This window comes from Paraburkholderia aspalathi, from assembly GCF_905220735.1.
GTDB classification, from domain to species: domain Bacteria; phylum Pseudomonadota; class Gammaproteobacteria; order Burkholderiales; family Burkholderiaceae; genus Paraburkholderia; species Paraburkholderia aspalathi.
Map to the genome: position 1 here is coordinate 429050 of NZ_CAJNBA010000004.1, position 23864 is coordinate 452913.

The 23864-nt window shown below is 60.3% G+C and carries 23 protein-coding genes; 8 read left to right on the forward strand and 15 right to left on the reverse strand.

Features of this window, described 5'->3' with window-relative positions; genetic code table 11:
* Positions 1–73: 73 nt before the first annotated feature.
* The 5 genes from KHO30_RS24705 to KHO30_RS24725 form a co-directional block, all read right to left on the reverse strand.
* On the reverse strand, positions 74–1033 hold the full coding sequence (locus KHO30_RS24705; RefSeq protein WP_244179248.1) for an alpha/beta fold hydrolase: 960 nt from the start codon (positions 1031–1033) through the stop codon (positions 74–76).
* Between the two features lie 45 nt (positions 1034–1078).
* Positions 1079–2380 (reverse strand): UDP-N-acetylglucosamine 1-carboxyvinyltransferase, encoded by a 1302-nt coding sequence (locus KHO30_RS24710; RefSeq protein ID WP_093633171.1) that lies wholly within the window; start codon positions 2378–2380, stop codon positions 1079–1081.
* A gap of 162 nt (positions 2381–2542) precedes the next feature.
* Positions 2543–3544, reverse strand: coding sequence for an NADP-dependent oxidoreductase (locus KHO30_RS24715; RefSeq protein ID WP_200621780.1), 1002 nt, complete (start codon positions 3542–3544; stop codon positions 2543–2545).
* Between the two features lie 93 nt (positions 3545–3637).
* Positions 3638–4447 carry an oxidoreductase gene (locus KHO30_RS24720; RefSeq protein ID WP_200621781.1) on the reverse strand — a complete coding sequence of 270 codons (810 nt, stop codon included), beginning with the start codon at positions 4445–4447 and terminating at the stop codon, positions 3638–3640.
* 116 nt (positions 4448–4563) lie between these two features.
* Entirely contained in the window at positions 4564–5172 is a 609-nt protein-coding gene (locus KHO30_RS24725; protein ID WP_211702630.1) for a TetR/AcrR family transcriptional regulator, read from the reverse strand.
* A 433-nt stretch (positions 5173–5605) separates the two neighbouring features.
* Here KHO30_RS24725 and KHO30_RS24730 point away from each other — a divergent pair, with 433 nt between their 5' ends.
* Complete coding sequence (locus tag KHO30_RS24730) at positions 5606–7162, forward strand: methyl-accepting chemotaxis protein (protein ID WP_093633167.1); 1557 nt, start codon at positions 5606–5608, stop codon at positions 7160–7162.
* Between the two features lie 143 nt (positions 7163–7305).
* Positions 7306–8403 (forward strand): lactonase family protein, encoded by a 1098-nt coding sequence (locus KHO30_RS24735; RefSeq protein WP_211702631.1) that lies wholly within the window; start codon positions 7306–7308, stop codon positions 8401–8403.
* A gap of 62 nt (positions 8404–8465) precedes the next feature.
* Here the strand turns inward: KHO30_RS24735 and KHO30_RS24740 are convergent, their stop codons facing one another.
* Together KHO30_RS24740 and KHO30_RS24745 are read right to left on the reverse strand one after the other, a co-directional pair.
* Positions 8466–8867, reverse strand: a complete 402-nt coding sequence (locus tag KHO30_RS24740; RefSeq protein ID WP_211702632.1) for a hypothetical protein — start codon at positions 8865–8867, stop codon at positions 8466–8468.
* 230 nt (positions 8868–9097) lie between these two features.
* A complete protein-coding gene (locus KHO30_RS24745) occupies positions 9098–10399 on the reverse strand; it encodes an aspartate aminotransferase family protein (RefSeq protein ID WP_211702633.1) in 1302 nt (433 codons plus the stop codon).
* A gap of 78 nt (positions 10400–10477) precedes the next feature.
* Here KHO30_RS24745 and KHO30_RS24750 point away from each other — a divergent pair, with 78 nt between their 5' ends.
* Together KHO30_RS24750 and KHO30_RS24755 are read left to right on the forward strand one after the other, a co-directional pair.
* Positions 10478–11362, forward strand: coding sequence for a LysR family transcriptional regulator (locus KHO30_RS24750; RefSeq protein ID WP_211702831.1), 885 nt, complete (start codon positions 10478–10480; stop codon positions 11360–11362).
* 124 nt (positions 11363–11486) lie between these two features.
* Complete coding sequence (locus tag KHO30_RS24755; protein WP_200619849.1) at positions 11487–11960, forward strand: VOC family protein; 474 nt, start codon at positions 11487–11489, stop codon at positions 11958–11960.
* 84 nt (positions 11961–12044) lie between these two features.
* Here the strand turns inward: KHO30_RS24755 and KHO30_RS24760 are convergent, their stop codons facing one another.
* The 3 genes from KHO30_RS24760 to KHO30_RS24770 are packed head-to-tail and all read right to left on the reverse strand — an operon-like array spanning position 12045 to position 15752.
* Positions 12045–13139, reverse strand: a complete 1095-nt coding sequence (locus KHO30_RS24760) for a hypothetical protein (RefSeq protein WP_244864124.1) — start codon at positions 13137–13139, stop codon at positions 12045–12047.
* Entirely contained in the window at positions 13136–15373 is a 2238-nt protein-coding gene (locus KHO30_RS24765) for an FAD-binding protein (RefSeq protein WP_211702634.1), read from the reverse strand. The genes KHO30_RS24760 and KHO30_RS24765 overlap by 4 nt, the downstream gene beginning before the upstream one ends.
* 7 nt (positions 15374–15380) lie before the next feature.
* Positions 15381–15752 (reverse strand): DUF805 domain-containing protein, encoded by a 372-nt coding sequence (locus KHO30_RS24770; RefSeq protein ID WP_154560212.1) that lies wholly within the window; start codon positions 15750–15752, stop codon positions 15381–15383.
* 206 nt (positions 15753–15958) lie between these two features.
* Between KHO30_RS24770 and KHO30_RS24775 the strand changes: the two genes are divergently transcribed.
* From KHO30_RS24775 to KHO30_RS24785, 3 genes are all read left to right on the forward strand, one after another.
* Positions 15959–16945, forward strand: a complete 987-nt coding sequence (locus KHO30_RS24775) for an alpha/beta fold hydrolase (protein ID WP_211702635.1) — start codon at positions 15959–15961, stop codon at positions 16943–16945.
* A gap of 90 nt (positions 16946–17035) precedes the next feature.
* On the forward strand, positions 17036–18157 hold the full coding sequence (locus KHO30_RS24780; RefSeq protein ID WP_200653656.1) for a sensor histidine kinase: 1122 nt from the start codon (positions 17036–17038) through the stop codon (positions 18155–18157).
* Between the two features lies 1 nt (position 18158).
* Positions 18159–18647: an SRPBCC family protein gene (locus tag KHO30_RS24785; protein WP_093633157.1), complete on the forward strand. Its 489-nt coding sequence runs from the start codon at positions 18159–18161 to the stop codon at positions 18645–18647.
* 22 nt (positions 18648–18669) lie between these two features.
* Here the strand turns inward: KHO30_RS24785 and KHO30_RS24790 are convergent, their stop codons facing one another.
* Together KHO30_RS24790 and KHO30_RS24795 are read right to left on the reverse strand one after the other, a co-directional pair.
* Positions 18670–19236 carry a cysteine hydrolase family protein gene (locus KHO30_RS24790; RefSeq protein ID WP_200619853.1) on the reverse strand — a complete coding sequence of 189 codons (567 nt, stop codon included), beginning with the start codon at positions 19234–19236 and terminating at the stop codon, positions 18670–18672.
* Between the two features lie 126 nt (positions 19237–19362).
* The gene (locus tag KHO30_RS24795; protein WP_211702636.1) at positions 19363–20694 is read right to left on the reverse strand and encodes an aminotransferase-like domain-containing protein; all 1332 of its coding nucleotides are present in this window, start codon (positions 20692–20694) and stop codon (positions 19363–19365) included.
* 90 nt (positions 20695–20784) lie between these two features.
* Here KHO30_RS24795 and KHO30_RS24800 point away from each other — a divergent pair, with 90 nt between their 5' ends.
* On the forward strand, positions 20785–21381 hold the full coding sequence (locus KHO30_RS24800) for a DJ-1/PfpI family protein (protein WP_200619855.1): 597 nt from the start codon (positions 20785–20787) through the stop codon (positions 21379–21381).
* 56 nt (positions 21382–21437) lie between these two features.
* On the opposite strand, the gene KHO30_RS24805 is transcribed toward KHO30_RS24800, so the two are convergent.
* The 3 genes from KHO30_RS24805 to KHO30_RS24815 all read right to left on the reverse strand — a co-directional run bounded on the left by KHO30_RS24805 (position 21438) and on the right by KHO30_RS24815 (position 23862).
* Positions 21438–22166: a hypothetical protein gene (locus tag KHO30_RS24805; RefSeq protein ID WP_211702637.1), complete on the reverse strand. Its 729-nt coding sequence runs from the start codon at positions 22164–22166 to the stop codon at positions 21438–21440.
* 194 nt (positions 22167–22360) lie between these two features.
* On the reverse strand, positions 22361–22681 hold the full coding sequence (locus KHO30_RS24810; RefSeq protein WP_211702638.1) for a DUF4148 domain-containing protein: 321 nt from the start codon (positions 22679–22681) through the stop codon (positions 22361–22363).
* A gap of 188 nt (positions 22682–22869) precedes the next feature.
* Positions 22870–23862, reverse strand: a complete 993-nt coding sequence (locus KHO30_RS24815; protein ID WP_211702639.1) for an asparaginase — start codon at positions 23860–23862, stop codon at positions 22870–22872.
* Positions 23863–23864: the final 2 nt, after the last annotated feature.

The following is a 23864-nucleotide window of genomic DNA, read 5'->3' on the forward strand; positions in this document are numbered from 1 at the left end:
GAAGGTTTCGGAATTCCTCGCGAGGTTCTGATCGCTGTAGGCTGCACGCGATCGAGCAGGGGATGCGCGCTGCCTACAGCCCCTTCAGGAACGCAACCAGCAACTCGCTCACTTCCGCCGAACGCTCGCGCTGAATCCAATGACCCGCGCCGTCGAGAATATGGCATCCGCGCAGTCCGGGCAGTACGCGTGCCAGATTCGCGATACGGGCCTGGGCGCCCGGAAACTTAAGGACGTCATCTTCCGCGCCGGCCACGAATAGCGATGGCTGCCGGATCACGCAGCCTCGCCAAGCGGCCATGAGTTCCGATGAGCGCCGAATGCTGCGGTACCAGTTCAGCCCACCTCGGAAACCGGTGCGCGCGAATTCGCCTGCCACGTAAGCGATTTCTTCACTGCTTAGCCAGGCTGGCAGCGTCTCGGGGTCCACTGTGTTGTCGAGAAAACTTGTGCCGGGCGCGAGTATGCCCGCCACCACGTGGTCGGGCCCATCGCCCGACATGCTGAACGTGACGCGTCGAATTGTGGCTTCGGGATCAGCCTCGAATTCGCGCTCAGCTACGCCGGGTGTCTGGAAATACTGCATGTAGAACGTTTGCACACCTTGCCGCTCCAGCGCACTGAGCAAGTCCTCCCGCGCAGGCGGATGGAACGGCACGCTCATGCCAACGACGGCACGGAACAGATCGGGCCGTAACATCGCCGCGTTCCAGGCCACCGGCGCGCCCCAGTCGTGGCCGACGATCACCGCCTCACTCTCGCCGAGAACATTGACGAGCTCGACCATGTCGCCGACGAGATGCAGCATCGTGTATGACTCCGCGTCCGGCGGCGCATCGGTGCCGCCATAGCCACGCATGTCAGGTGCGACGGCGCGGAACCCGGCGGCTGACAGCGCCGCCAACTGGTGCCGCCAGGCGTACCAGGATTCCGGAAATCCATGACATAGCAGCACCAGCGGGCCGCTGCCCTGGCTGGCCACACGCATGCGCAGTGCACCGACCTGCAGTGTCTCGAGGCGAAGTTCGTGCAAGGTTTGCTCCATGATGTTCGGGTTCTGGCGGATCGCCTTAGACGATCATTCGCTGCTGGTCCATTCCACGCGCGCGCCCACCGAGCGCAGGTTTTCCACAAAATTGGGGTGTGCACGGCGGATTGGCAGCGCATTGGTGATTTCCGAGCGCCCCTCGATACTTGCGGCGACCATGAGCAGCGCAATCGCCACGCGAATGATGTACGGACTCTCGACCTTCGCGGGACTTAACTGAAGTCCGCCGAAAGTGATCAAACGATGAGGGTCCGACAGAAACACGTGCGCACCGAACTTGGAGAGTTCAACGGACCAACCCATCGCGCCGTCGTAGACCTTGTTCCAGAACATCGCGCTGCCTTCCGCCTTCACGCCAAGCGCGATGAAGATAGGGAGCAGATCGACGGGCAGATACGGCCAGGGCGCCGCTTCCACCTTGGTGAGGATGTTCTGCGTGAAAGGCCGGCGCACTCGTAACGGACCCTCCCGAACGGCATGCGACCAGCCATCGCGATGCTCCACCTGCACGCCGAACTTCGCGAAGGTTCGGTCGATCAGCGGGAACTGATCGGGCGCGCTGTTTTTGACCTTGATGTCGCCACCGGTGATTGCGCCAAGCGCGAGAAAGGTCGCGATTTCGTGGAAATCCTCGCTGAACCGGAACTCGCCGCCGCCGAGTTTATGGCCGCCTTCCACGCTCAGGCGCGATGTGCCGATGCCGTCGATTGGCACACCAAGCATCGCCAGAAAACGGCAAAACTCCTGCACATGCGGTTCCGATGCTGCATTGACCAAGGTCGACGTGCCGTTGGCCGACGCCGCGCACAGCGCGAAATTCTCGGTGGTGGTGACCGACGCGTAGTCCAGCCAATGATGATTGGCCGCCATTTGAGTGGTCGCGCGCACGATCAGCGAGTCGGTAGTGCGCTCAATGCCCGCGCCGAAGCGCTCGAACACCTCAACGTGCGGATCGATCTCGCGCACACCCAGCGTGCAGCCCTTCACATCGTTCTCGAGACGTGCGACGCCGAAACGCGCCAGCAACGGCGGCACCAGCATGATCGAAGAACGCATCTCCTCCGGCAGCCTGTGCGCGACAGGATCGAAGGACGTGGCGTGGTGATGCAAATCGAGAATGCCGGTGGCAAAGTCCATCGACACGTTGCTGCCGAGCGTGCGAAAGATCTCGAGGATCTTCTTGACGTCGGTAATTTCGGGTACGCCGATGAGACGCAGTGGCTGGTCGGTCAGCAGCGTGGCGCAAAGGATAGGCAGGACAGCGTTCTTGTTGGCGGATGGCACGATCTCGCCGCGTAACGGGAGGCCGCCATGTACGATCAGGTTCGACATGTTCGGGAGAGAGCTGGTGGATTGAGAAGCGAGGCCACTATCATGCCACTGGATGGCATGCGGAGGATGTTTCGGGATTCCGGAGCCGTTTTTTTCTTGTCGCTGCTTAAAGCGAACTATCCAGCATCTCCCGGCCAATGGCTCGCGACCGGTCCAGGCCGTCTAATGGATCTTGATGACAACCTTACCCTTTACACGCCCGGTTTCGACGTAAGCCATGGCCTCATTGGTGGCCGCAAACGGGAAGATTCGATCGATCACCGGCCGTATGGACCCTGCATCGATTAGTGCTGCGATCCGGCTCAGTTGGTCTCCGCTGGCGCGCATGAACACAAATGAATAGCTGACGTCATGACGTTTTGCGGTTTTCCGGATGCGATAGCTCAAAAGACGCATCACCGTTTTCAGGAACCACGAAGCGCCCATCTCTTTGGCAAAGTCGGGATCGGGCGGTCCCGCGATTCCGATGAGTTTGCCACCTGGTTTGAGCACGCGCAGTGACTTCTTGAGCGTATCGCCGCCCTGCGTGTCGAGCACGAGATCGTAGCCATTCAGGATGTCAGCAAAGTCGTCTTTTTTGTAATCGATGACGATATCCGCACCGAGTTGCTTCACCAGTTCAGCATTGCGCGCGCTCGTTGTCGTTGCGACGGTCGCGCCGACATGTTTCGCCAGTTGAATGGCAAATGTGCCGACGCCGCCGGAGCCTGCATGGATCAGCACTTTCTGCCCTTTCTTGAGTTGTCCTTTTTCGATTAGCGCCTGCCACGCGGTCAAGCCTACCAGCGGGATCGAGGCTGCTTCCTCCATGGCGAGTGATTTGGGCTTCAACGCCACGCCGTCTTCTTTGACCGCAATGAATTCCGCGAAAGTGCCGATGCGATCTTTGTGCGGTCGGGCATAGACCTCATCGCCTGGCTTGAATTGCCGAACGCGCGATCCAACGCGGACGACCACCCCGGACAGATCGTTACCCAGAATCAGCGGCAAACGATAAGGCAGAATAAGCTTGAACTCGCCGTCCCGGATTTTGGCATCGAGCGGATTCACGCCCGCGGCGTGGATCTGGATCAATACGTCGTCCTCGCGCAGCTCCGGGACCGGCATTTCGCCGGCTCGCAAGTCATTCTTGCGTCCGTATCGATCGACAACAAAAGCTTTCATCATGTTTCCTTGTACGTTTCTCGTTGAGTCAGAGTGCTTCGCGGGGAGTAGGGGATGCAGCGTTCCAGATCGATCGCAACGCAGTCATGCCGTTCAAGTTTGAAGTCGCAGGTCTTTGCGAATACCTGCATCCACAAGGCCGGCGGGCGCAAACCTGCGCAGCAATCGCAGACGGGCGGCGAGTCCACCGGCTGTATAGCGAAGTTTCGGGCGAGCCGCGATGGCGGCCTGCAGTACGGTCTCGGCCACGACCTCCGGACCGTCGGCGCTCTCGACAACCTCTTTCACACGCCTCGCGATCGCCGTGCGTATCTCAAGGTAGTCGTCGAGGGGAACGTCCGGCTCCATGAAGTTCGCGTCGAAAGGCGTCTTGATGTAGGCGGGCTCAATGACGGAGACCCGGATGCCCATCGTGCGCAACTCATGATCGAGCGATTCCGAATAGCCCGCGACCGCATGCTTGGTGGCGGAATACAGCGCCATATAGGGCATGGGCAAGAAGCCCAGCACCGAACCAATATTGATGATGCGGCCGCTGCCTTGTTGCCGCATTTGGGGCAGCACGGCGCGCGTCATGCGAACGATCCCGAAGAAGTTCGTATCGAAGATCGCACGAGCCTGGTCAATCGAACTCTCTTCCGCAGCAGCAGGCGCCACGCCGAAACCAGCGTTGTTCACCAGCAGGTCGATGCGGCCGTGCAGGCGCAGTACTTCCTTGACGGCAGCTTCGACGGATTCATCGCTAGTCACGTCCAGTGGCAGCATCCCAAACGTCCGCTGGCCGGCCTGTGCGCCGCGCCGGCTGGTGCCGTAGACCTTGTATCCAGCCTTCGCGAGCCGCTTGGCGGTGGCTTCGCCGATTCCTGACGAGGCGCCCGTCACGAGCGCTATTCCAGTTTCCATGATGTCCTTCCGATGTTGAGGGATGTCTTCAGGTGCTTGCGTGAGTGTTTGTCTTGCTAAAATATGACGTTCATCATATTTTCGATCCAACAAAAACCGACACCGGGCCGGTGGATTTACGCGTCAGTCGGCGTGAGTTTTTTCAATGCGGCTTCAAGAAAATCTTCCGACAGTTTCGGGTCGTCGACGGCGCGCGCCAGCACCATCGTGCCAACCATGGTGGCCGCCGTGACAAGCGCCTGCTCGTGCGCGCCCGGCTGACCCCAATCGGGCAACTGGCGCGCAATGACATCGATCATCTCCTTGATGCGGCGGGTGGTTGCGCGCCGCACGACCGGCGCCTGGCGCGGCATCTCGGAACCAAGGGCGGAGACCGGGCAGCCATTCTCTATGTCTTCGCAATGCTCCTTCGACAGATAGGCGCGCACCATCGATGTCAACGCATCCTCTGGCGGGACGGAGGCGGCGATATGTTCTGACAGGGCTACGGCTTCAGCACCGGCGCGGTCAGCTGCTTCGGCAAGCAGCACCTCGCGCGATGGGAAATGGGCATAGAAGCCGCCATGCGTCAGGCCGGCCTCCTTCATGATGTCGGCCACGCCTGTGCCGTCGTACCCGCTGCGCCGGATCGCGCGCGCGGCAACTTCGACGATGCGCTCGTGCGTGATTTCTTTGCGGCTGGCAGCCTTGCGATTGATTGATGGCGTTTTCATGATGATCATCATATAACATTTCGACGCAGTTTGCTGGGCGAGACAATGTCGATGACGGTCAATGTTCGTCAGACTGCGCTGAGCAGTGCAACCAGCTTCGGCGTCTTGGCTGTAAAGATAATGAGTGCGTGGGCGCGTTGCTTCGTTTGCGATCTCGGTGATCGCGGGAGGCCTGATAGATATATGACGTCTTATAAATAGGATCTCGGCTGCTATCGCGCTGAAAGGAATTGAAATTTAGCGAAAGGGGAAAATTCGGGTGAATACGCATTAAAGAATTTCTACAAAGGGTCAATTCATCTTGTATGATGACGTATCTCGAAATGGATCTCTACGACGCCGCGCCGCGCAGCGGTCTGTAAGGTAATCTTGCGAGCTGGACGGCTCAGGTTTTGCGTTGTTTATGTCGTAAACAAACGAACAATGGTTAACTGGATCGGTAGGCATGCGTAATCTCACAATAAGAAACAGTCTCCTTGCCGTTCTCGTGCTTTTCGCGGGCATGATTCTGATCGGCGGCGTAGTGGGGGTGCTGGCGCTTGGCCGTTCTAACGACAACGCTCGGCGTCTGCACGATATCGCCAGCCAGGAAGTGCTGGTCAACGATGCCTATAAAGACTCCACACGCACCCGCGCGGCACTGACGCGTGCCTATTCCGCATTGAAAGAGCGCAATGACGAAGCGACCCGCGACTCGGCACTCAAAAGTGCCGCCACGACGTTGGAGCGTGCGGACCGCGAAACCAAGATGTTTCGTGATGCCGATAAATTTGCGGGCCAGGACGACGAGCTGAAGCAAAAACTTTTCGATTCCTCCAATACGTTGGCCACGATTCTGCATGCTGCGTTCGACGCCTTGCAGCGGGGCGATACAAATGCATACGTATCGATCAACGACAAAGACATCACGCAGGCCGGCATCGCCTATTCGGCCAATGTCGAGAAGTTCCAGAAGCTCGCTGAAGCACTTGCCCAGGATTCCGCCGCGCAAGGTGATCGTGAATACACATGGGTCGTCACGATGGTGGCGGCGGGCGTGGCGCTGGCCCTTGCATTGATCGTCGCCGCGCATTTCGCTTTGCGCAAGATCGTGGTCCGTCCGCTGCAGGTTGCCTCTGAGTTGCTCAACCGTATCGCAGGAAGCGACCTTACCGTATCGATTCCGGAAGGCGGCAGGAGCGAGCTGGGGCAGCTGTTTACAGCGATGTCGCAGATGCAGACGGGCCTCGCGAAGACAGTGTCGAATGTGCGCGTGAACTGTGAAGCCATCCACGGTGGTGCGCGTGAGATCGCTGCTGGTAACCTCGATTTGTCGAGTAGAACCGAGCAGCAGTCTGCATCGCTCGAAGAAACGGCGGCCAGCATGGAAGAGCTGACCTCGACTGTCAAACAGAACGCCGACCATGCCCGCCAGGCGAGCAAGCTCGCCGCCAACGCGGCGGACGTTGCACAGCGCGGCGGCAACGTCGTGCAGCAGGCTGTGCAAACGATGACGGCAATCACGGCCAGTTCGAACAAGATTGCCGAGATCACGGGGATGATCAACAGCATCGCATTTCAAACCAACATTCTGGCCTTGAACGCGGCGGTCGAATCCGCGCGAGCAGGGGAGCAGGGCCGCGGTTTTGCGGTTGTCGCCGGCGAGGTGCGCACGCTCGCGCAGCGCAGCGCTGCCGCGGCACAGGAGATCAAAACGCTGATCGCCGCGTCCGTCAACGATATCCGCGATGGCAATGAACTCGTTGTTCAGGCCGGGCAGACCATGGGTGAGATTGTTGGCGCGGTGCAAGGCGTTGCCACCATCATGGCCGAGATTACCTCGGCGACAGTTGAGCAGAGCTCCGGCATCGAGCAGGTCGGGCAGGCCGTCAGCCAGATGGACCGGGTAACGCAGCAGAACGCCGCGCTAGTCGAGGAGGCCGCCGCCGCCGCGAGCGCACTTGAGCAGCAGGCGCAAGCGATGACGGATGCTGTTTCCGCATTCCGCCTCAATCGGGCTTGACCCGCATCCATATCCAGTAAAAGCATCGATCGCGCAAGTGTCGGGGCGGCAATGCGCTGCCACCGGCCGCGGAGATTCGTTCGAAAAGACTGAGGCGGCCGATGCTGGATGTTCATATTCAACCATTTCAACGGAGTGTCACGATGAGCGTTAGGGCTACCCTGGTCGCAGCAGTTCTGTTTGCGGGTGCTTTGGGATCGGGCGTATCGCACGCTGCTACGTATGCCTACGTATCGAATGCGGACAGTCAGGACATCTCTGTCTTCAGCCTCAACAAATCGAGCGGCTCACTTGCCGCAGTCGAGACAGTACCGGTTGGTGGCACCGTCATGCCGATGGCGCTTTCGCCCGACCATCTCCGGCTCTATGCAGGGTTACGCTCCAAGCCGTATAGCGTGGTGAGCTTCGCGGTCAATCCGCTCGACGGCCGGCTGATCGAACTGGGCAGGGCGCCGCTTGCGGAGAGCATGGCCTACGTATCGACGGATGCGAGCGGCCGCTACCTCTTTTCCGCGTCGTATGGCGGAAACCTTCTGGCGGTGAACCGTATCGCCGCAAATGGCGTGGCGGGTGATGTTCAGCAAACCGTCAAAACCGGCCCAATGGCTCACGCCATCCGCAATGCGCCCGACAATCGCTATGTCTTCGCATCGGTACTCGGCTCGGATGCTTGGTTGCGTCTGAAATTCGATGCGTCGAACGGTCAGTTGACCGAAGACGCCGCGCCCGCCTATTCGTTGCCTCCGAAGTCGGGGCCGCGTCACTTTGTGTTCTCGCCGGATCATCGCTTTGTCTATCTGATCGATGAGCTCGACGGCAAACTGCATGTGCTCGCCTTCGATGGCACGCATGACAAGGTCAAACCCGTTCAGACCATTTCCATCCTGCCGCCCAATTTTTCCGGCGACAAGCCATGGGGCGCGGATGTGCACGTCACGCCAGACGGGCGTTTCCTGTACGCCTCTGAACGGACGTCCAACACGCTGGCTGTTTATCGGGTGAGCGCGAAATCGGGTGAGCTGACGCGCATCGGCACGTACCAGACGGAAAAGCAGCCGCGTGGATTCAATATCGATCCGTCGGGCAAGTATCTGCTTGCAGTCGGTCAGCTGTCGTCAACCATGAGCGCTTACCGCATTGATCGCGACTCCGGCGCACTGGCTTTGATTGGGCAGTACCCCGTGGGTAAGGGCGCGAACTGGATTGAGATCGTTGAGTTCGAGGGATCAAACGGCAATTGAGCTTTGCGGATGAGGTTCCGCGCGACAGCGCAGCACTGTCGCGCGGAACGTCAACACGTTAGTCAATCCTGCGACTGCTTGCCGAAGAGCGCAGAGGTTGCTCTCCCGATGGCGTGTGCCCTGCGAGTCGCCAGCCGCCACAAACGGCCCACAGTCGCAAGAATGTCGAGGAACGGTGGCCCTGTCGTTGCCGGCGGGTCATCCTCTGAAATCATCGAAATGGCTGGCCGGTCGAAGTGGCCTTCCTGCATCGGAAGATTCCAGTACTCGTATGGGTACAACATCCGGGCGAAGCGAATACGTGCATCGCATCCGCTATCGTGCCATTCGCCGGTCGTTTCCCAACGCGTTGCCGATATAGGGCCACGGGTTGGGTAGATCGCAGTACTTGCCACGCGGTCTTTGCTGCAATCGTCGATTGCAGGCAAGCCCGATGGGGCCAACGTTGGGCTTCTTTCGTCCATGGTCATCTCCGCTGGTGATGCCGATCACGGAGACGCCACAAACAAAAAAGGCCTCAACCGTATTGTCGGCGAGGCCTTTGAGCTGCGTTCCTGCTTATCTAACGCGCGTTGGCCTCCGATGGCATGCCCGAACGGACTGCCATGTGGCTTTGAAACGCGAAGGAGAAGAGGTTTAGCGTCAGCATGGGGTCAAGTTTCTTTGCAATTGGAACGCGTGTCAACACATGTGACTACAGCGAGCGCTCAATCGCCTGCCCAAGCAGATCCAAACCCAGGTCGATCTCACTCTCGAGCACGGTCAACGGAGGCGCGATCCGGAAGACGCCACCCATACCTGGCAATTGCACGATGTTCATGCTGAGGCCCAGGTTCATACACTCGCGGGTGATCTTCGCGCCGAGCCCATCCGCCGGCTCCTTCGTGCGGCGGTCCTTGACGATCTCCATCCCCAGAAGCAGCCCGCGTCCGCGAATATCGCCGATGCACTCGAAGCGTTCCATCAGATCGAGCAGGCCGCGCTTGAGTCGCTCGCCCATCAGGTTCGCACGCGCAACCAGCCCCTGGCGCTCGACCACATCCAGCACCCGCAAACCGACAGCGGCGGGAAGCGGATCGGACACATGGGTCGTATAGAACAGGTAACCCAATTCATGGGCCCGCTCCTCGATCTGTGCGGAGGTCACAACGGCCGCGAGCGGTAGACCTGCACCCAGCGTCTTCGACAAGGTGAGAATGTCGGGCGTGACGCCATCGCGCTGACAGGCGAACATCGTGCCCGTGCGCCCGACACCCGTTTGCGCTTCATCGAGGATCAGCAGCATGCCGCGCTCCTCGCATTTGCGCTTCAGTGCCGCCATGTAGCCGACCGGCAGTTCGATGATGCCGCCGGAACTGAGGATCGGTTCCGCGATGAAGGCGGCGAGATTGCCACTGGACTGACGATCGATGAGATCGAAAGCGTAGTCCAGTTCCGCCAGGTAATCATATTCGCCATTGCGCTCGAAACGCGGCCGGTACGGGAACGGGGCGGGGATCGCGTAGGAGCCGACGGCTGCCGGACCGACACCCTTGCGACCGGCGCTGTAAGTTGCGGACGCCGCGTTCCCCGTCATGCCGTGCCACGACTGCGCGAAACCGACGATTTCATATTTACCGGTGACGAGCTTCGCCATGCGAATGGCAGCCTCGTTCGACTCCGCACCCGTGCTGAGTAACAGCGCCCGGTCGAGCCCGTCAGGCGTGATCTCAGCCAACCGGGTCGCCAGATCGACCACCGGCCGAGACAGCATCCCGCTGAAAAGATGGTCGAGCTTGCCGGCGTATTCGTTGATGACCGATACGATTTCCGGATGGCTGTGCCCAAGCACCGCGCTCATCTGCCCCGAGGTGAAATCCAGAATCGCGCGGCCGTCCGCGTCATAGACGAAGCTGCCCTGGGCGCGCTCGATGATCATCGGCTCGAAGGTGCCGCCGTAGCGGATGAGGTGCTGCCTGGCGTTGCGCCAGAAATTTGCATCGTTGTTCAGGGACACCTTGCTTCTCCTTGGCGGGTGGCGAGAATAACTTGCAGTCTAGATGGCTCTCTGCTTTCATAGAATCGAATAGTTCTTATCGAAGATAGAAGCGGGGCTTATACCTTGAGTCTTTCCCTGGAAATTGATCTGCTGCGTTCGTTCACCGTCATCGCCGAGGTCCGGGCGCTCAGTCGCGCGGCCAACCGGATCGGCCGAACCCAGTCTGCGCTGAGTCAGCAGATGAAGCGCCTCGAAGAAATCGTCGATCAGCCGCTGTTCCAGCGCACGGGGCGAGGGGTGGTGCTGACCAATCCCGGCGAACGCCTGTTGATCCACGCTCAACGCATCTTGCGGCTGCACGACGAGGCGATGGCTGATCTGTCCGGTAAAGGGCTGTCGGGGACGATCCGCTTTGGCTGCCCGGACGACTATGCCGCCGTTTTCCTGCCGCATTTGCTGCGCCAGTTCTCGAGCCAGCACCCGCATGCCCTGGTGGAGGTCATGTGCTCCCCGACCCCCCGATTGCTCGAACAACTGGAGATGCATGCGCTGGACCTTGCCATGATCTCGCTGCCGGACGACGCGGCGAATGACGACATCATTCGCCGCGAACCACTGGTCTGGGTGGGTTATCCGGGACTGGATTCCGCGCACTTCGACCCCTTGCCGCTGGCGGTTTCCGATCCTGACACGCTCGACCATGTTGCAGCCTGTGAAGCGCTGCAACGCGCGGGCAGGGCTTACCGCATCGCCTATGCGAGCAGCAGTCTTGCCGGTCTGACGGCCCTGGTCCGCTCGGGGCAGGCCGTTGCCGTTATCACACAGACGGCAGTGCCCCCGGATCTCTGCATACTCAATGGGGATCCGGCGCTTCCATCCCTGCCGACCGTTGGCATTACGCTGAAGTTCGAGCGGGAGCGTCCTGCCCATCTGATTACGGTATTCGCGGAGCACATCAGGCTGACGTTGCCGTTGCTGTAATCGCAGCGGGTAAGAAGTGATATTTTTCTTCCCGGCATGTCGATTTTGATAGTCTTCGTTCGTCGTCTCAATGGCAGCATGCGGCTTACCTCCGCATTCAGCCACCACTGACAGGAGATTTGCCATGACGATTCAAAAGATCACGCCATTTCTTTGGTATTCCGATCAGGCTGAGGAGGCCGCTGCTTTCTATGCGAGTATTTTTCCGGACTCGCGCGTCAACCGGGTTACACCGGTGCCGGCCGCCGGTTCCACGAAGATGGTCGAATTTGTTCTGTTTGGGCAGCCCTTCATTGCCATGACCTCTAGCGGGGGCGATCCGTTCAACCACGCGATATCCCTCATGGTCGACTGTGCCGATCAGGCAGAAGTCGACCGCTACTGGAATGCGTTTCTTGAGGGTGGCGGTTCGCCCGAGGCGTGCGGGTGGCTGAAAGACCGCTTTGGCGTCTCATGGCAGATCGTTCCAGGCGATCTCATCAGGATGATGGCTGACCCCGATCCGGTAAAGGCAGGGCGTGTCGCTCAGGCCATGATGAAAATGGTGAAGTTCGACGCGGCGGCCCTGAAGGCCGCTTATCTTGGGACGGCGGATTAACAGAAGGTCCTTTGCATCGTGTGCGCTATAGAGCGTCGGTCAGGCTTACCCGCTTCCAGCAGACGCTCCGCACACTCTGCCGATTCAATAGTCGTACACGTGCTCCGTTACCAGGCCATTTTTTTCGGCTGCCGCCAGAAAATCGGATAGGTCCCGAACCGGCATCAACAACGCGACGCGTCGGGTATGGGCCGGCATTGCCAGCGGCTGTTCGAACAATATGCGGCCGCTACCGGCGGGCAACGGGGCGTCGTCTTTCGCCCACACCGTGACCAGAATGACTGACATGTTGCCGGCGATGTCGGTGAGATGAATGCCCTGTTGCGCAAGCGCTGTCGCCGCAAGCCTGAAGTCGAAATAGCGCGGCAACGCAAGCAACGCCCGACCGTCCGGCAGACGGGCAAGCACGCTGACGTGAGCCGGCGCTGACCACCCGTCGGGCAGGCGGTCGACGACCACGTCAGTCGTCATCAGGGCCGGTGTGTAGGTGGCCCGCGTCGCCTTCTCGATCAGTTTTCCGTACACGGCCTTGATCGCGTATTCGGTGGTCAGCGCGTAGCGGCGTTCCCATTTGCGTATGAGATCCGGTCCCCACATCGGGACATCGCTCCAGAGATGGCGAAGGCGGGCGCCGAAATCGAACAGGTACCAGGGCTCCTGACGGATGAAGTCCACGTACTCCTGAGCCGCTTGGGCGCCATAGCGGTCTTCATCGGTCAGCTTTTTCCCGCCGAGCAGCCAGCTCGCACGACCCACCGTATTTTCGTAGAGGGAGCGCAGCGCATACTCCACGGTCGTACTCGATGCGATCACCCAGATCATCACGTGGTAACCGGGATTGAGCGGATAGTTGTCATGCATCTGCTCACGCGTGACGGTCGCATAACTCGACCAGAGTTGGCCGATCTGATCCAGAAACGGAAAATCGTGCGACGGTTCGTGTTGCACGATTCGCGCGTATTCCGCCGGGCTGTGCACGAGATACCACTCCGGAAAAGTCAGCAGCGTCTGCTCAGTGCCGCGGCGATCCGCTGTCGGCACAGGGCTTTGGTATGAGGCTCCTGGTGTCTCAGGCGTCGCGGAGGACGCTGCAGCATGCGCAACCGGCATCGCGAGTGTGAGCGCGACGCCGGCGGTGACGGTGACGGTAAGAAGCGCCTTGCGCAACGGCCACATCATGCCGCCTCTCCATGGCGCACAAACGCCATCAGGATGTTGTCCGACGGATCGCCTTGTTGGGTCAGGCGCATGCCGGTATGGCGAAAACCTGCCGCTTCGACGCGCGCGATCCAGTCGTCCACGCTGGCGAAATGACGCAACTCCGACCGGTTGGTTTCCCACGTTTCGCCGAGGCCCGCGTTGAACACCGTATGGGCAAGTGAAACGAATGCATCCATTGTCGGCGTCGTGACGTCGTGATCGCGGACCACGAAATAGCCACCGGGGCGGACGATTCTCGCAATCGAGTCGAGAAACGGCGCGAGCTTCGCCGGCGCCATGTGGTGCAAGCCGACAAAGCAACTCACCAGGTCCGCGCTAGCGGCAGGCAGCGCGATGGGCGCGTAGTCGTTCAGCGGCTGGAACTCGCCGATCGAGCCGATCTGCCCACGCTCGACAATATCGACCGGGCTCATTCCCGGCCGCACGTCATGAACCAGGGTCACCTTGCCTTTGAGCCGCAGATACTTCTTCATGGCGCGAACGTAGCGCCCTGTCGTGCCAATCTCGACATAGTCCTGCAACGGTGAGTCGCCCAGCAGCATGGCGGCTTGCCGGCCCATTTCAGCCTTCTGCATCGAGAGGGACGGCAGCGCATGCGTAAGCATCGCGAGGCGCGGCGTGATCGGTTTGAGCCCCGCCTGGATCGCGCGGTAGATACGTTCGTCGCCCGTATGTTCGGCTGTCGAAGTTTTGATCAACGTATGCAGACGGTCTTCGGGCAGCACATTAAAAATATTCTGCAGGAATGCATAGAAACGATCGGCTTCGCGCTCGTTACGATAGATCGTGGCGAACAGGGTGCCGTTGCTGTTGCTGTCCTCTTGTGCCGCCGTCACTTCAGGTATCGCGTCGAGCGTGCTTCGCTCAGGCGCATAGTAGCGATCCCACAGCGCGCCACGCAGACGGTATTGCGGATCGAGCTCCCGCTTGAGCGCAAACATCTCGCGCGCTCGCGGATACGCACGATGGAACTGTTCGCGCGTTGCGTGCAGCTGGTAAGGCAGATAGTACGTGCCACCCACGGCGAGCACGGTGTCGATCAGTTCGCGCGTCCATACCGCAACGCGCTCTTTGGCATTCTCGCGAGTACGCTGCTTGTAGTAGAGCACGAAGGCAAACGTCTCGCCGCGCGCCCATGCCATGACGGTGCGGTTGTCGGCGAGCGCATGGCGGATCGAAATGTTGACCGCGTTCACCCGATGCCGCGAGAGAATCACCGATAGCGCCTCGGCGAATCGCGTGACGGCGTCTACAGGCACGAAGTACTCCTGCAGCACATATGTGCGCTGGCGTCGCCCGACTGGCTCGAGTTCCGCGACGTCGTAACCGGCTTCGTAATTGCGCCAGTGCACCTTCTTGCCGAAATGCAGCAGCGGGTCGTACAGATACTCGCGACGAAACTTGCCGAGCGGCGTTTCAGTGATTGCCCATAGAAAGTATTTCGCGGCAAGAAAGCCGCGGCTGAGCGGCTGCAATCGAGCTGACGTGGCCGGCTCATCGGTGACGGTCCAGCTGATCGCCCTGCCGCGTGTGTAGCGCGGCGGATAAAGATCGAAATTGTGAAAGATCACGTCTTGATGGCTGCGCACGGTGGTATCGAACCATGCCTTGTAGTCGGCAGTGCGCATCTTGCGATCGCTGCGCTTGACCCGCGTATTGGGCACAAGGTCGAGCTCCGCTTCCGTGATGATGCCTACGCCGCCATATCCGCCGATCGCCGCGTTGAACAACACGCTGTTCTCAGTGGGGGTGGCGTTGACTGCTTCGCCGTTGGCGAGCACGAGCGTAATCGCCCGTACCGACAGCACGACCGGCCCCAATCCCATGTATCGTCCGTGGGCGTTCACCGACAGCGCGCCGCCCACCGTGAAGTTCGCATAGGTCTGCATGATCTTGACCGACAGACCGTGCGGATCGATAAACCGCTGGATATCGCACCAGCGGATACCGGCTTGCACACGAATCACCGACGTGTGCGGCTCGAACCGGAGTACACGGTTCATCTTGCGCATGTCCAGATGCAGAGTGCCCGGACTCGCGGTGTGCCCGCCCATGCTGAAGTGGCCGCCGCCTACCGACACCGGCAGATTGGTCTGGGTGAGCGCCTCGACGACTTCCTGCGTGGAGGTGGGCGTAGCGATTGAAAATACAGGAATCCGGTTCAGCTGAGTGACGTCGTTGACCGTTGCCATATCTGCATCACTCCCCGATGTTGACTTTGAGGTAATCCGCGCGAGTTGCCGGATCGGGGCCAAAGCGGTTCTCGTGATCGACGCCGCGGCGCAGCACGTGGATCAGTACCCAGATCGGCCCGAACACCGGAACGATGGCGGTCAGCAACGACCATCCGCACCGTCCGGTGTCGTGCAGGCGCTGGGTGGAGAGCGCAACCGCGCTCCAGAGAAAAACGATCGCGAAGACGGCCGCGCCGATCTCGCCAAACCAGGAACCGGCAAGACTGCCGAAGGCGGCGCATACGAATGCGGCAATGATGATTCGGGTCAGCCATTCGCTGCGGGTAATACGACCGCGGCTCAAAAAGAAAGCGGGGGTGAGGGTGGTTAATAGCATTTTTTATTTTTGCCTATTCCCGGAAGTCAATTGGTGATTCCTGAAGCCATCAAAACGTTTCATTCGGAACGCAAGTTTAAGCGGACTTGATATTATCGGTCGATCTCAATCTTGAGAAAATTGGCTGAGCATAACTGTACATAATCATCGGCCAGAATAAGTGTGCCGCCGAACCCATCAAGCATAAAAAGAATGCGTAAAACGCCATGAAACTTTATAAAGTCGCGGTCGCACTGGTCGCTGTGCCGATCATCGCGCTGGTTGCCGTATTAGGCGGCGCGGATCTGATCGCCCATAGCCGTGAGCAGGACATCGCGCGGAGCGCGGCGCCGGCCGGATCGCGCTTCGTGCGTGCTGCGGACGTGGACATGTTGATACAGGAGCGTGGCCCCGCGAGTGGACAGCCGATCGTTTTCATTTCAGGCGTGGGCGCCTGGAGCTCGACATGGCTTCCGACCATGGATTATCTCGCTCAAGCCGGCTATCACTGCATCGCGGTGGATCTGCCGCCGTTTGGGTACACTAGCCGTCCCGCGGACAACACATACGACACTGGCCACCAGGCCTTGCGTATTCTCGGGATGCTCGACACGCTGAAGCTTTCGCGGGTAATTCTCGTGGGTCATTCTTTCGGAGGACGGGCTACGGTCGAAGCATTGATGGCCGAACCCAAGCGATTTAAAGCGGCGGTATTGGTGGACGTTGCGCTCGCTATCGATCCGCCGCCAGCCGAACGTGGCTTGCTCGGCAGCCTGATTGAGGTACCGGCCGTGGCGCGGCCCGTGATTGCCGCGACGGCGACCAATCCGTGGCTCACCGGGTGGTTTCTGCGGAAATTCACCTCACGTCATGACGCGCTGACGGCTGACCGGATTGCCGTCTATCAGCGACCGCTTTCTGTGGTGGGAACAACGCAGGCGTATGGCTACTGGCTGGATGCATTCGTCAATGATCCAGGGCTCAGTAGAAGCAGTCGCTCGCCGGACTACGCGTCACTGAGCATGCCGGTCGAGGTGATCTGGGGGAGGACCGATGGTGTAACGCCCGTTAGCGAAGGATTGCGCCTGTCGCGACTGTTGCCCGACGCACGCATGAACGTGTTGCCGGGAATTGGGCATATACCTCATGTCGAGGACAATGGCGCGTTCAATCGGGCGCTTGAGGGCTTCCTCGTCCGTCTGCAGGGCGTTTAGGGGCCTGATAGAGTCAAAGCAGCTATTTGTGCGTAATATAAGTTCAGCGGATGCGCCATACTGTCTCTTTCGGCTTCTTTGAGGGCAAACATGCGATTGGCTGACTTCATCCTGCGCGACATGGAAACGATTCTGGTGCAGTGGGAGACGTTCGCCGCCACGCTGTTGCCGGCAGCCGTGGACATGAAATCTCTCGCCCTGCGAGACCACGCGCAACAGATTCTGCAAGCCGTCGCGAAAGATCTGTCGACGGCCCAGACCCGGGAAGCGCAAGCCGAAAAGTCGATGGGGCGGGCCCCCATACTGATCGGGGCGCCAGAGACAGGTGCGCAGACGCACGCCCTTCTGCGGGCGCGAGGCGGGTTCGACATTAACCAGTTGGCTGCTGAGTATCGCGCCTTGCGCGCGAGCGTCCTGCGCCTCTGGATGGACGAATGCCAGCCCGAAGCGCCACATCCGGATGATGTGATCCGGTTCAACGAGGCCATCGATCAGGCGCTTGCCGAATCGGTCGGGTATTTCAGCGCCCAAGTCGATCAGGCTCGCAATCTTTTGCTTGGCATGCTCGGGCACGATATGCGCAGCCCACTTCAGACCATCCTGATGACGGCCCAATATCTGGCGGCACTGAACGCCGGGGAGCAGGTATCCGTAGCGGCGTCCCGTTTGATCAGAAGCGGCGCCCGCATGCAGGCGCTTCTGAACGATATGCTTGATTTCAATCGAACCCGGCTGGGTTTGGGGATCAATATCGCGCCGACTGATGCCGATCTGGAGAACCTGCTTGCCGACGAACTCGACACGTTGCGGGCAGCGCACCCGGACCGTCAGATCGATCTGGAAGTGCAGGGGGACTGTCGGGGTGTTTGGGACGGCCGCCGTCTGCAGCAGTTGCTCGGCAATCTGGTGTTGAATGCGATCAAATACGGCGCGTCGGACGCGCCCGTGCGAGTGGTCGTGATCGGCGAAGAGCAGAACGTACGTTTCGAGGTGAGGAACCAGGGACCTGTCATCGATCAAACGACGCTGCATCGGATCTTCGACCCGCTCCAGCGCGGCCTGCATCACGAAGACTCATATAACGCCGACGGCAACCTGGGGCTCGGACTGTATATCGCGCGCGAGATTGCCAAGGCCCATGGCGGCGAGATCGAGGCACGCTCCGACGAGGCAGAAACCGCGTTCGCTGTGCGCCTGCCGCGTCTTCAATAACTTGCGAACGGCCGAATACCGCTTTTCCACCATTTGGCGCATCGATGCGCCAGTGCAGGAAGTTTGGGCGGCAATCCAGGATTCGGCGCGCTGGCCCGAGTGGTGGAACAACGTTGAGCGCGTGGATCAGCTAGAGGCCGGTTCAGATCAGGGCGTGGGCGTCGTACAACGCTATACGTGGAAAGGCCGGCTGCCCTATCGCCTCGTGTTCGACATGCGAGTAACGCGCGTCGACCCGTTGGTCGCGCTGGAGGGGGAGGCCAGTGGCGACGTCGAAGGCGCCGGGCGGTGGAGCTTTTCAACCGACGGACGCAACCTGACCGTGGTCCGCTATGACTGGCGCGTGCGTACAACCCGCGCATGGATGAACGCATTGGCACCGTTGTTGCGACCGGTTTTCCAATGGAATCACGATGCAGTGATGCGCGAAGGCGGGGCGGCGTTAGCGCGGCGGCTGGACGCGCGGCTGCTTGGCATCGAGCACGGATGAAGCCGGCGCGGACGTCGAACGTCTAGGCGAGCAGAAGCAACGCATCCGCAAGCGACAGCACCGTGGTGCGCGAATCGAATGCGGTAGAGAACAGGTGTTCATGTACCACCTGATCCGGGTCGTAACAGCAATCCTTGACCGTGTACAGGCGGAAGTCCGCGTCGCTCGCATATGCCACCGACGACAGCACGACACCGGTCGATGCAATGCCGACCATAATCAGCGTATCGACACCTTGTGCGAGAAGTCGTGCCTGCAGACCGGTGCCGAAGAACACGCTGGCGCGATGCGCGATGATGACGGGTTCACTGGCCTGCTGGCCTAACTCTGGCGAAGGCCGGTCGTCGACGAATAAGCCGAGTTGCTTGATTCCCTGCCCATTCTTGTTCAATGGGCTGACCTCCGGATAGCCCGGACTGAAGCGGAGATTGGCGAAACAGACACTGACGCCTTTGGCCCGCGCCGCGTCGCATAGCTTGCGCGTATTGGCGAGCAAGACCGGCGCGACCGATGGAAAGAGCCCGAGAATGTCAGTCTGATAATGCATGACGACAAGCGCGGTTTGCGCCGGCACGATTTCTGGATTCATGATTGACGCCGCCTATTAGCCGTTCTCAATGCTACTGCCTCCATTTACACGTTCTCCTTTATATCGACCATTAAGCCCTTTGACCAGCGACTCCTGTCTGTCGGATTGCGCCGCCGCATCCGTGCATCAGTAGGTCTGGTTGGCAACAACACGAGCCACCGTCTCCAGTGACTGCTTTAACGTGGACAGGCTGACGGAGCCGAGCGCCAACCGGATGGCATGAGGCACATGCGCTGACGTCGCGAACGGATGGGCCGTCGACACGGAGATGTGTTCGCGCATCAACGCCATTGCGATCGCGTCTGCCCGAACCTCCTGCGGCAGAGGAAGCCAGACGAAGTACGACGCGGGATGGCTGATCCGTTTCAGCCCGCGCAGGACTTCAGCGGCAATGCTTTGGCGCTGTGCGGCATCCCGCCGTTTGTCGGCCTCAAGCCTGGCTACGGTGCCGTCCTCGATCCAGCCGCAGGCGATAGCCGTCATGGTCGCGGGGGTGTTCCAGGTCGTCGCTCGGATGGCCCGTTCGAGCCTGGGAACCCATTCGCGCGGGGCACAGACGAAGCCGACGCGCAGCCCGGTCGCGACACTCTTCGACAAGCTCGATACATAGACTGTCGTCTCCGGAGCAAGCGCTGCCAAAGGCGGCGGGGCGCCTTCCGCCAGGAACGCGTAGGCGGCGTCCTCGATGAGCATCAGCCCATGCTGCCGGGCGATGGTGACCAGCTCGCGACGCCGCGTTGCGCTCATCACCCAGCCGAGCGGGTTATGGAGCGTCGGCATCGCGTACACGGCGCGTACTCGCCGCCGCTTGCATAGTGCCGCCAATGCATCCAGATCCGGGCCGTTCCCGGCGGCAGGAATGGGGGCGAGTTCCAGCCGGTTGACCTCGGCGGCGAGCTTGAATCCCGGGTACGTCAAAGCATCTACGGCCACCACGTCGCCGGGCTCGAGCAAGGCCATGGCGATTGTTGTCAGCCCGTGCTGTGCGCCGCTCACGAGCAATACGGTTTCAGCCGGTACCGCCAGTCCCCGGCTGGTCAGGTGGCGCGCCACGGTCGCCCGCTCGTGCTCTCGCCCGCCATGAGGCTGGTATCGAAGCAGCGTCTCCAGGTCGCCTGCGGCGGCGAGCTGGCGCAACGCCGCGCGCAGAAGGTCTCCCTGATCCGGCAACGAGGGATTGTTGAAACTCAGATCCACTGTGTCAGCGCTCCAGGCTTGCAGATCAATACCTTGACCGCGCGGGAGCGCCTCCTTGACGAACGTGCCGCGACCGGTTTCGCCGCTTACCAGGCCCATCGCTTGCAGCTCGGCGTAGACGCGCGTGGCCGTGACCAGCGCCAGTCCTTCTCGAGCCGCGAGATCGCGGTGCGTTGGCAGCCGCGTGCCGGGACGCAGCCGCCCCGCGCGGATATCGGCCGCGAGGCGGTCGACCAGTTGCTTGTAACGGGGCTGAGGCATGCCTGAGCGTATCCATGACAATTATTTGAATGTATTGATTATCGGTTCTACGATGGCGCAATACAACGTCTCCACTCGCACGAGGCCCCCATGCACATCGCTATCCTGACCTTTGAAGGTTTCAACGAACTCGACTCGCTGATCGCGCTCGGCATTCTCAACCGGGTCAAGCGGCCGGGCTGGCGCGTTTCGATCGCCAGTCCGACAGACAAGGTGCGTTCGATGAACGGTGTGGTGATCGAGGCGCAAGCGTCGCTAAAGGACGCATGCGACGCCGACGCAGTGCTGGTTGGGAGTGGGAGGCTGACCCGGGACGTCGTCGCTGATGCCGCGTTGATGTCGCAACTGAAGTTCGATCCGACGCGCCAGTTGCTGGGCGCGCAGTGCTCGGGAACGCTGATACTTGCCAGGCTGGGCCTGCTGGACGACGTTCCGGCCTGCACGGACCTGACCACCAAACCTTGGGTCGAGGAGGCGGGTGTGGCCGTGCTCAATCAGCCGTTCGTGGCGAAGGGAAACGTCGCGACAGCCGGCGGGTGTCTGTCGTCACAGTATCTGGCAGCCTGGTTCATCGCGCGTCTGGAAGGTGTCGAGGCTGCACGTAGCGCGATTCACTATGTGGCGCCAGTGGGGGAGAAGGAAGTCTACGTGACGCGCGCGATGGAGAACATTTCGCCGTTCCTCTAATGCGCAAAGGGTCTCGACTTGGGCGGACCCGAAAGACCGCCCGTCATTTCGTTACCCTAAGCCGTAGTCGACACCAGGCTCCCAACCGTTTGCATATGCGAATGTCCCTTGAGGTTATCCGCGAGCGTCTGCACAAACGACTGCAACGACGTGCCCGAGTTGCTATCGCCGAGTGAGCTCAACAGAGACTGAAAATCCGTCTGTAGCGTCGACGCCGGCGAAGAAGACGAAGAAGAATCGCTGCTTGCATCCGAAGTACTGGACGCGGTACCTGAGCTCGTCGTACTGCTGGACCCGAGCTCCTGGGCGAGCGCATTCAGCGCGCCGCCAATATCCCCATAGGAAGAACTCGCGATCGAACTCGTCGAGCCGCTCGTGCTATCAGACGTGGAGCTATCACCGTTGCCCGTTTGCTGAAGCGATCCTAGTGCCTGAAACAACGCACCGAGAAAGGCCTGCAGCGCGCCGGAAATTGTGCTCGTTGACGACGAATCGCTCGTCGAGGAGGTGGAAGAGGCTGCGGTGGTGGACGAGTTCGAAGAAGCCGTCGTACTCGACGTGCCCGAAGTAGCCGTGGTCGATGACGTGCTGCCCGTGCTGCCAATGCCAAGCGCCGACAACGCCGCCTCGAGTGCCGACAACAGCGGATTCGAGTCCGTCGAACTGGTCGATGAAGACGAGGAGGACGACCCCGTTTCGCAGCCGCCGCCGGCCGAGCGACGAGTGGCGCCGACAGAAAGCAGGCTCGTGCCGGTTTGTGAACCACTTACACTTTGTATGCTCATGATGTTTGACCTCCTTACGAGTTGAGCATTTAGAGTAAGCGATGACAACACTTCCAAATGCCTGGTAAGGGGTGGATTCACCCGCCATCTCGGCTATCGGTAAGGCGCGGAAAGTTTTCGCTCGGAAATAGTCGTCCTTTCAACGTGCTACTTCGTTGACGTCAATTTGAAAATATGCAGACAGCACCCGCACCTTACGGCGTGGGCTTTGCCTGCCCATTTTGGCCTGCGTTCATCATCGGGTCTCTTTCCGCCCGGTGTTTGGCGGCAACCTTCTCTTGCGCAGCCTGTATATCGGCGGGGTACGAACCGTCGTCCCCCTGGGATGGGTCGTAACCCGCGGCCTCCAGTTCTTCGAGTTCATGCATAACTTCCGCACGTGTGACTTGATGGGGTGCGGGCTCCGGCATGGCTTGCGCAAAAACGCTCGCTGAACTTGCCATCAGCACGGCTCCTGCCATCACGAAGCTGAGTAATAGCGAAGCGGTACGCCGATTCGACGAATCCGATTTCATGTTGGTACTCCTTGTGCCTTGCAGGCGAAATAATGACGGACGTTCACTGAGCCGTGTTGTCCGTGGCAGATGCGTTCCGCTGCGCTCGAAGCTCGCGCGCTTTGAGCGTGCTCACCTTGCAAGACTGCACGCGTGTGCCAGTTATTCCCTCATTCGCCTGAAGGCAGTGGAGAGCAGGAGGATGCGCTTCAGTAGCGCTCGAAGGCGACTTGCAACGCTTGCATGTCGTCCGTTTGGGTGAGTGCGAGCGTCAGAAGGATGCGGGCTTTTGGAGGGATCTGATCTTCGACGGTGAGCCAGCCGTATTCGTCGTCGGGTTGTGCGCCATTACGTAGCACGATTCCATTGCCGGTGCGCGATGCGCGCACCACGTGAACCCCGTGTCGGGCAGCGTTGCGCAGCGGCTCGATGAGATGCTCCGCGACGTTGCCGTTGCCGGTGCCCACATAGATCAGCCCTCGCGCGTGCGCGGCGATTGCCTCCACTGCGTCGGGGGCGAGCGCGCCGTACGCATAGACGATGTCTACTTTGGGCAATGCCCCAAGCGTATCGATCGACCACGGCGTGTCGAGCGTATGGGCACGCCATGGGCGACGATAGTAGCGCGGCTGGCCTTCGATCACATGGCCAAGCGCGCCGTACGGTGAACGAAACGCCTCGAGCTTGATGCTGTTGCTCTTTACGACGTCCCGGGCAGTGTGGATCTCGTCATTGGCGACGACCAGCGTGCCGATGGCGCGCGAGGATGGATGCGCAGCCACTGCAATCGCATCATAGAGATTCAATGCCGCGTCGGAACTCATTGCCGACGGCGGCCGCATCGAGCCGACCACGACTACGGGCTTCGCACTCTTGAGCGTGAGATGGAGAAAGTACGCGGTTTCCTCGATCGTATCGGTACCGTGCGTGATCACCACGCCATCAACGTCGTCCTGCGCGAGCAAACTGGAAACGCGCCTGCCGATTGCAAGCAGATGCTCGTTGTTGAAATTCTCGGAGCCGGTTTGCAGCAACTGCTCGGCGCGCAAATTCGCCAGCGCGGACGCATGTGGAATCGTGCGGAGAATCTCATCGATACCGAGTACTGAGCACAGGTAGGCCGACGTGTTGATGACGGCTTTGCCCTGGCCTGCGATGGTGCCGCCTGTGCCGATAACGACGATGTTGGCCTTTTCTGTCATGC

Coding starts and splice junctions, on each gene's coding strand:
- KHO30_RS24710 (WP_093633171.1), bottom strand. CDS start 2,380: ATGTCGAACCTGATCGTACATGGCGGCCTCCCGTTACGCGGCGAGATC.
- KHO30_RS24715 (WP_200621780.1), bottom strand. CDS start 3,544: ATGAAAGCTTTTGTTGTCGATCGATACGGACGCAAGAATGACTTGCGA.
- KHO30_RS24720 (WP_200621781.1), bottom strand. CDS start 4,447: ATGGAAACTGGAATAGCGCTCGTGACGGGCGCCTCGTCAGGAATCGGC.
- KHO30_RS24725 (WP_211702630.1), bottom strand. CDS start 5,172: ATGATGATCATCATGAAAACGCCATCAATCAATCGCAAGGCTGCCAGC.
- KHO30_RS24730 (WP_093633167.1), top strand. CDS start 5,606: ATGCGTAATCTCACAATAAGAAACAGTCTCCTTGCCGTTCTCGTGCTT.
- KHO30_RS24735 (WP_211702631.1), top strand. CDS start 7,306: ATGAGCGTTAGGGCTACCCTGGTCGCAGCAGTTCTGTTTGCGGGTGCT.
- KHO30_RS24740 (WP_211702632.1), bottom strand. CDS start 8,867: ATGGACGAAAGAAGCCCAACGTTGGCCCCATCGGGCTTGCCTGCAATC.
- KHO30_RS24755 (WP_200619849.1), top strand. CDS start 11,487: ATGACGATTCAAAAGATCACGCCATTTCTTTGGTATTCCGATCAGGCT.
- KHO30_RS24760 (WP_244864124.1), bottom strand. CDS start 13,139: ATGATGTGGCCGTTGCGCAAGGCGCTTCTTACCGTCACCGTCACCGCC.
- KHO30_RS24765 (WP_211702634.1), bottom strand. CDS start 15,373: ATGGCAACGGTCAACGACGTCACTCAGCTGAACCGGATTCCTGTATTT.
- KHO30_RS24770 (WP_154560212.1), bottom strand. CDS start 15,752: ATGCTATTAACCACCCTCACCCCCGCTTTCTTTTTGAGCCGCGGTCGT.
- KHO30_RS24775 (WP_211702635.1), top strand. CDS start 15,959: ATGAAACTTTATAAAGTCGCGGTCGCACTGGTCGCTGTGCCGATCATC.
- KHO30_RS24780 (WP_200653656.1), top strand. CDS start 17,036: ATGCGATTGGCTGACTTCATCCTGCGCGACATGGAAACGATTCTGGTG.
- KHO30_RS24790 (WP_200619853.1), bottom strand. CDS start 19,236: ATGAATCCAGAAATCGTGCCGGCGCAAACCGCGCTTGTCGTCATGCAT.
- KHO30_RS24795 (WP_211702636.1), bottom strand. CDS start 20,694: ATGCCTCAGCCCCGTTACAAGCAACTGGTCGACCGCCTCGCGGCCGAT.
- KHO30_RS24800 (WP_200619855.1), top strand. CDS start 20,785: ATGCACATCGCTATCCTGACCTTTGAAGGTTTCAACGAACTCGACTCG.
- KHO30_RS24805 (WP_211702637.1), bottom strand. CDS start 22,166: ATGAGCATACAAAGTGTAAGTGGTTCACAAACCGGCACGAGCCTGCTT.
- KHO30_RS24810 (WP_211702638.1), bottom strand. CDS start 22,681: ATGAAATCGGATTCGTCGAATCGGCGTACCGCTTCGCTATTACTCAGC.
- KHO30_RS24815 (WP_211702639.1), bottom strand. CDS start 23,862: ATGACAGAAAAGGCCAACATCGTCGTTATCGGCACAGGCGGCACCATC.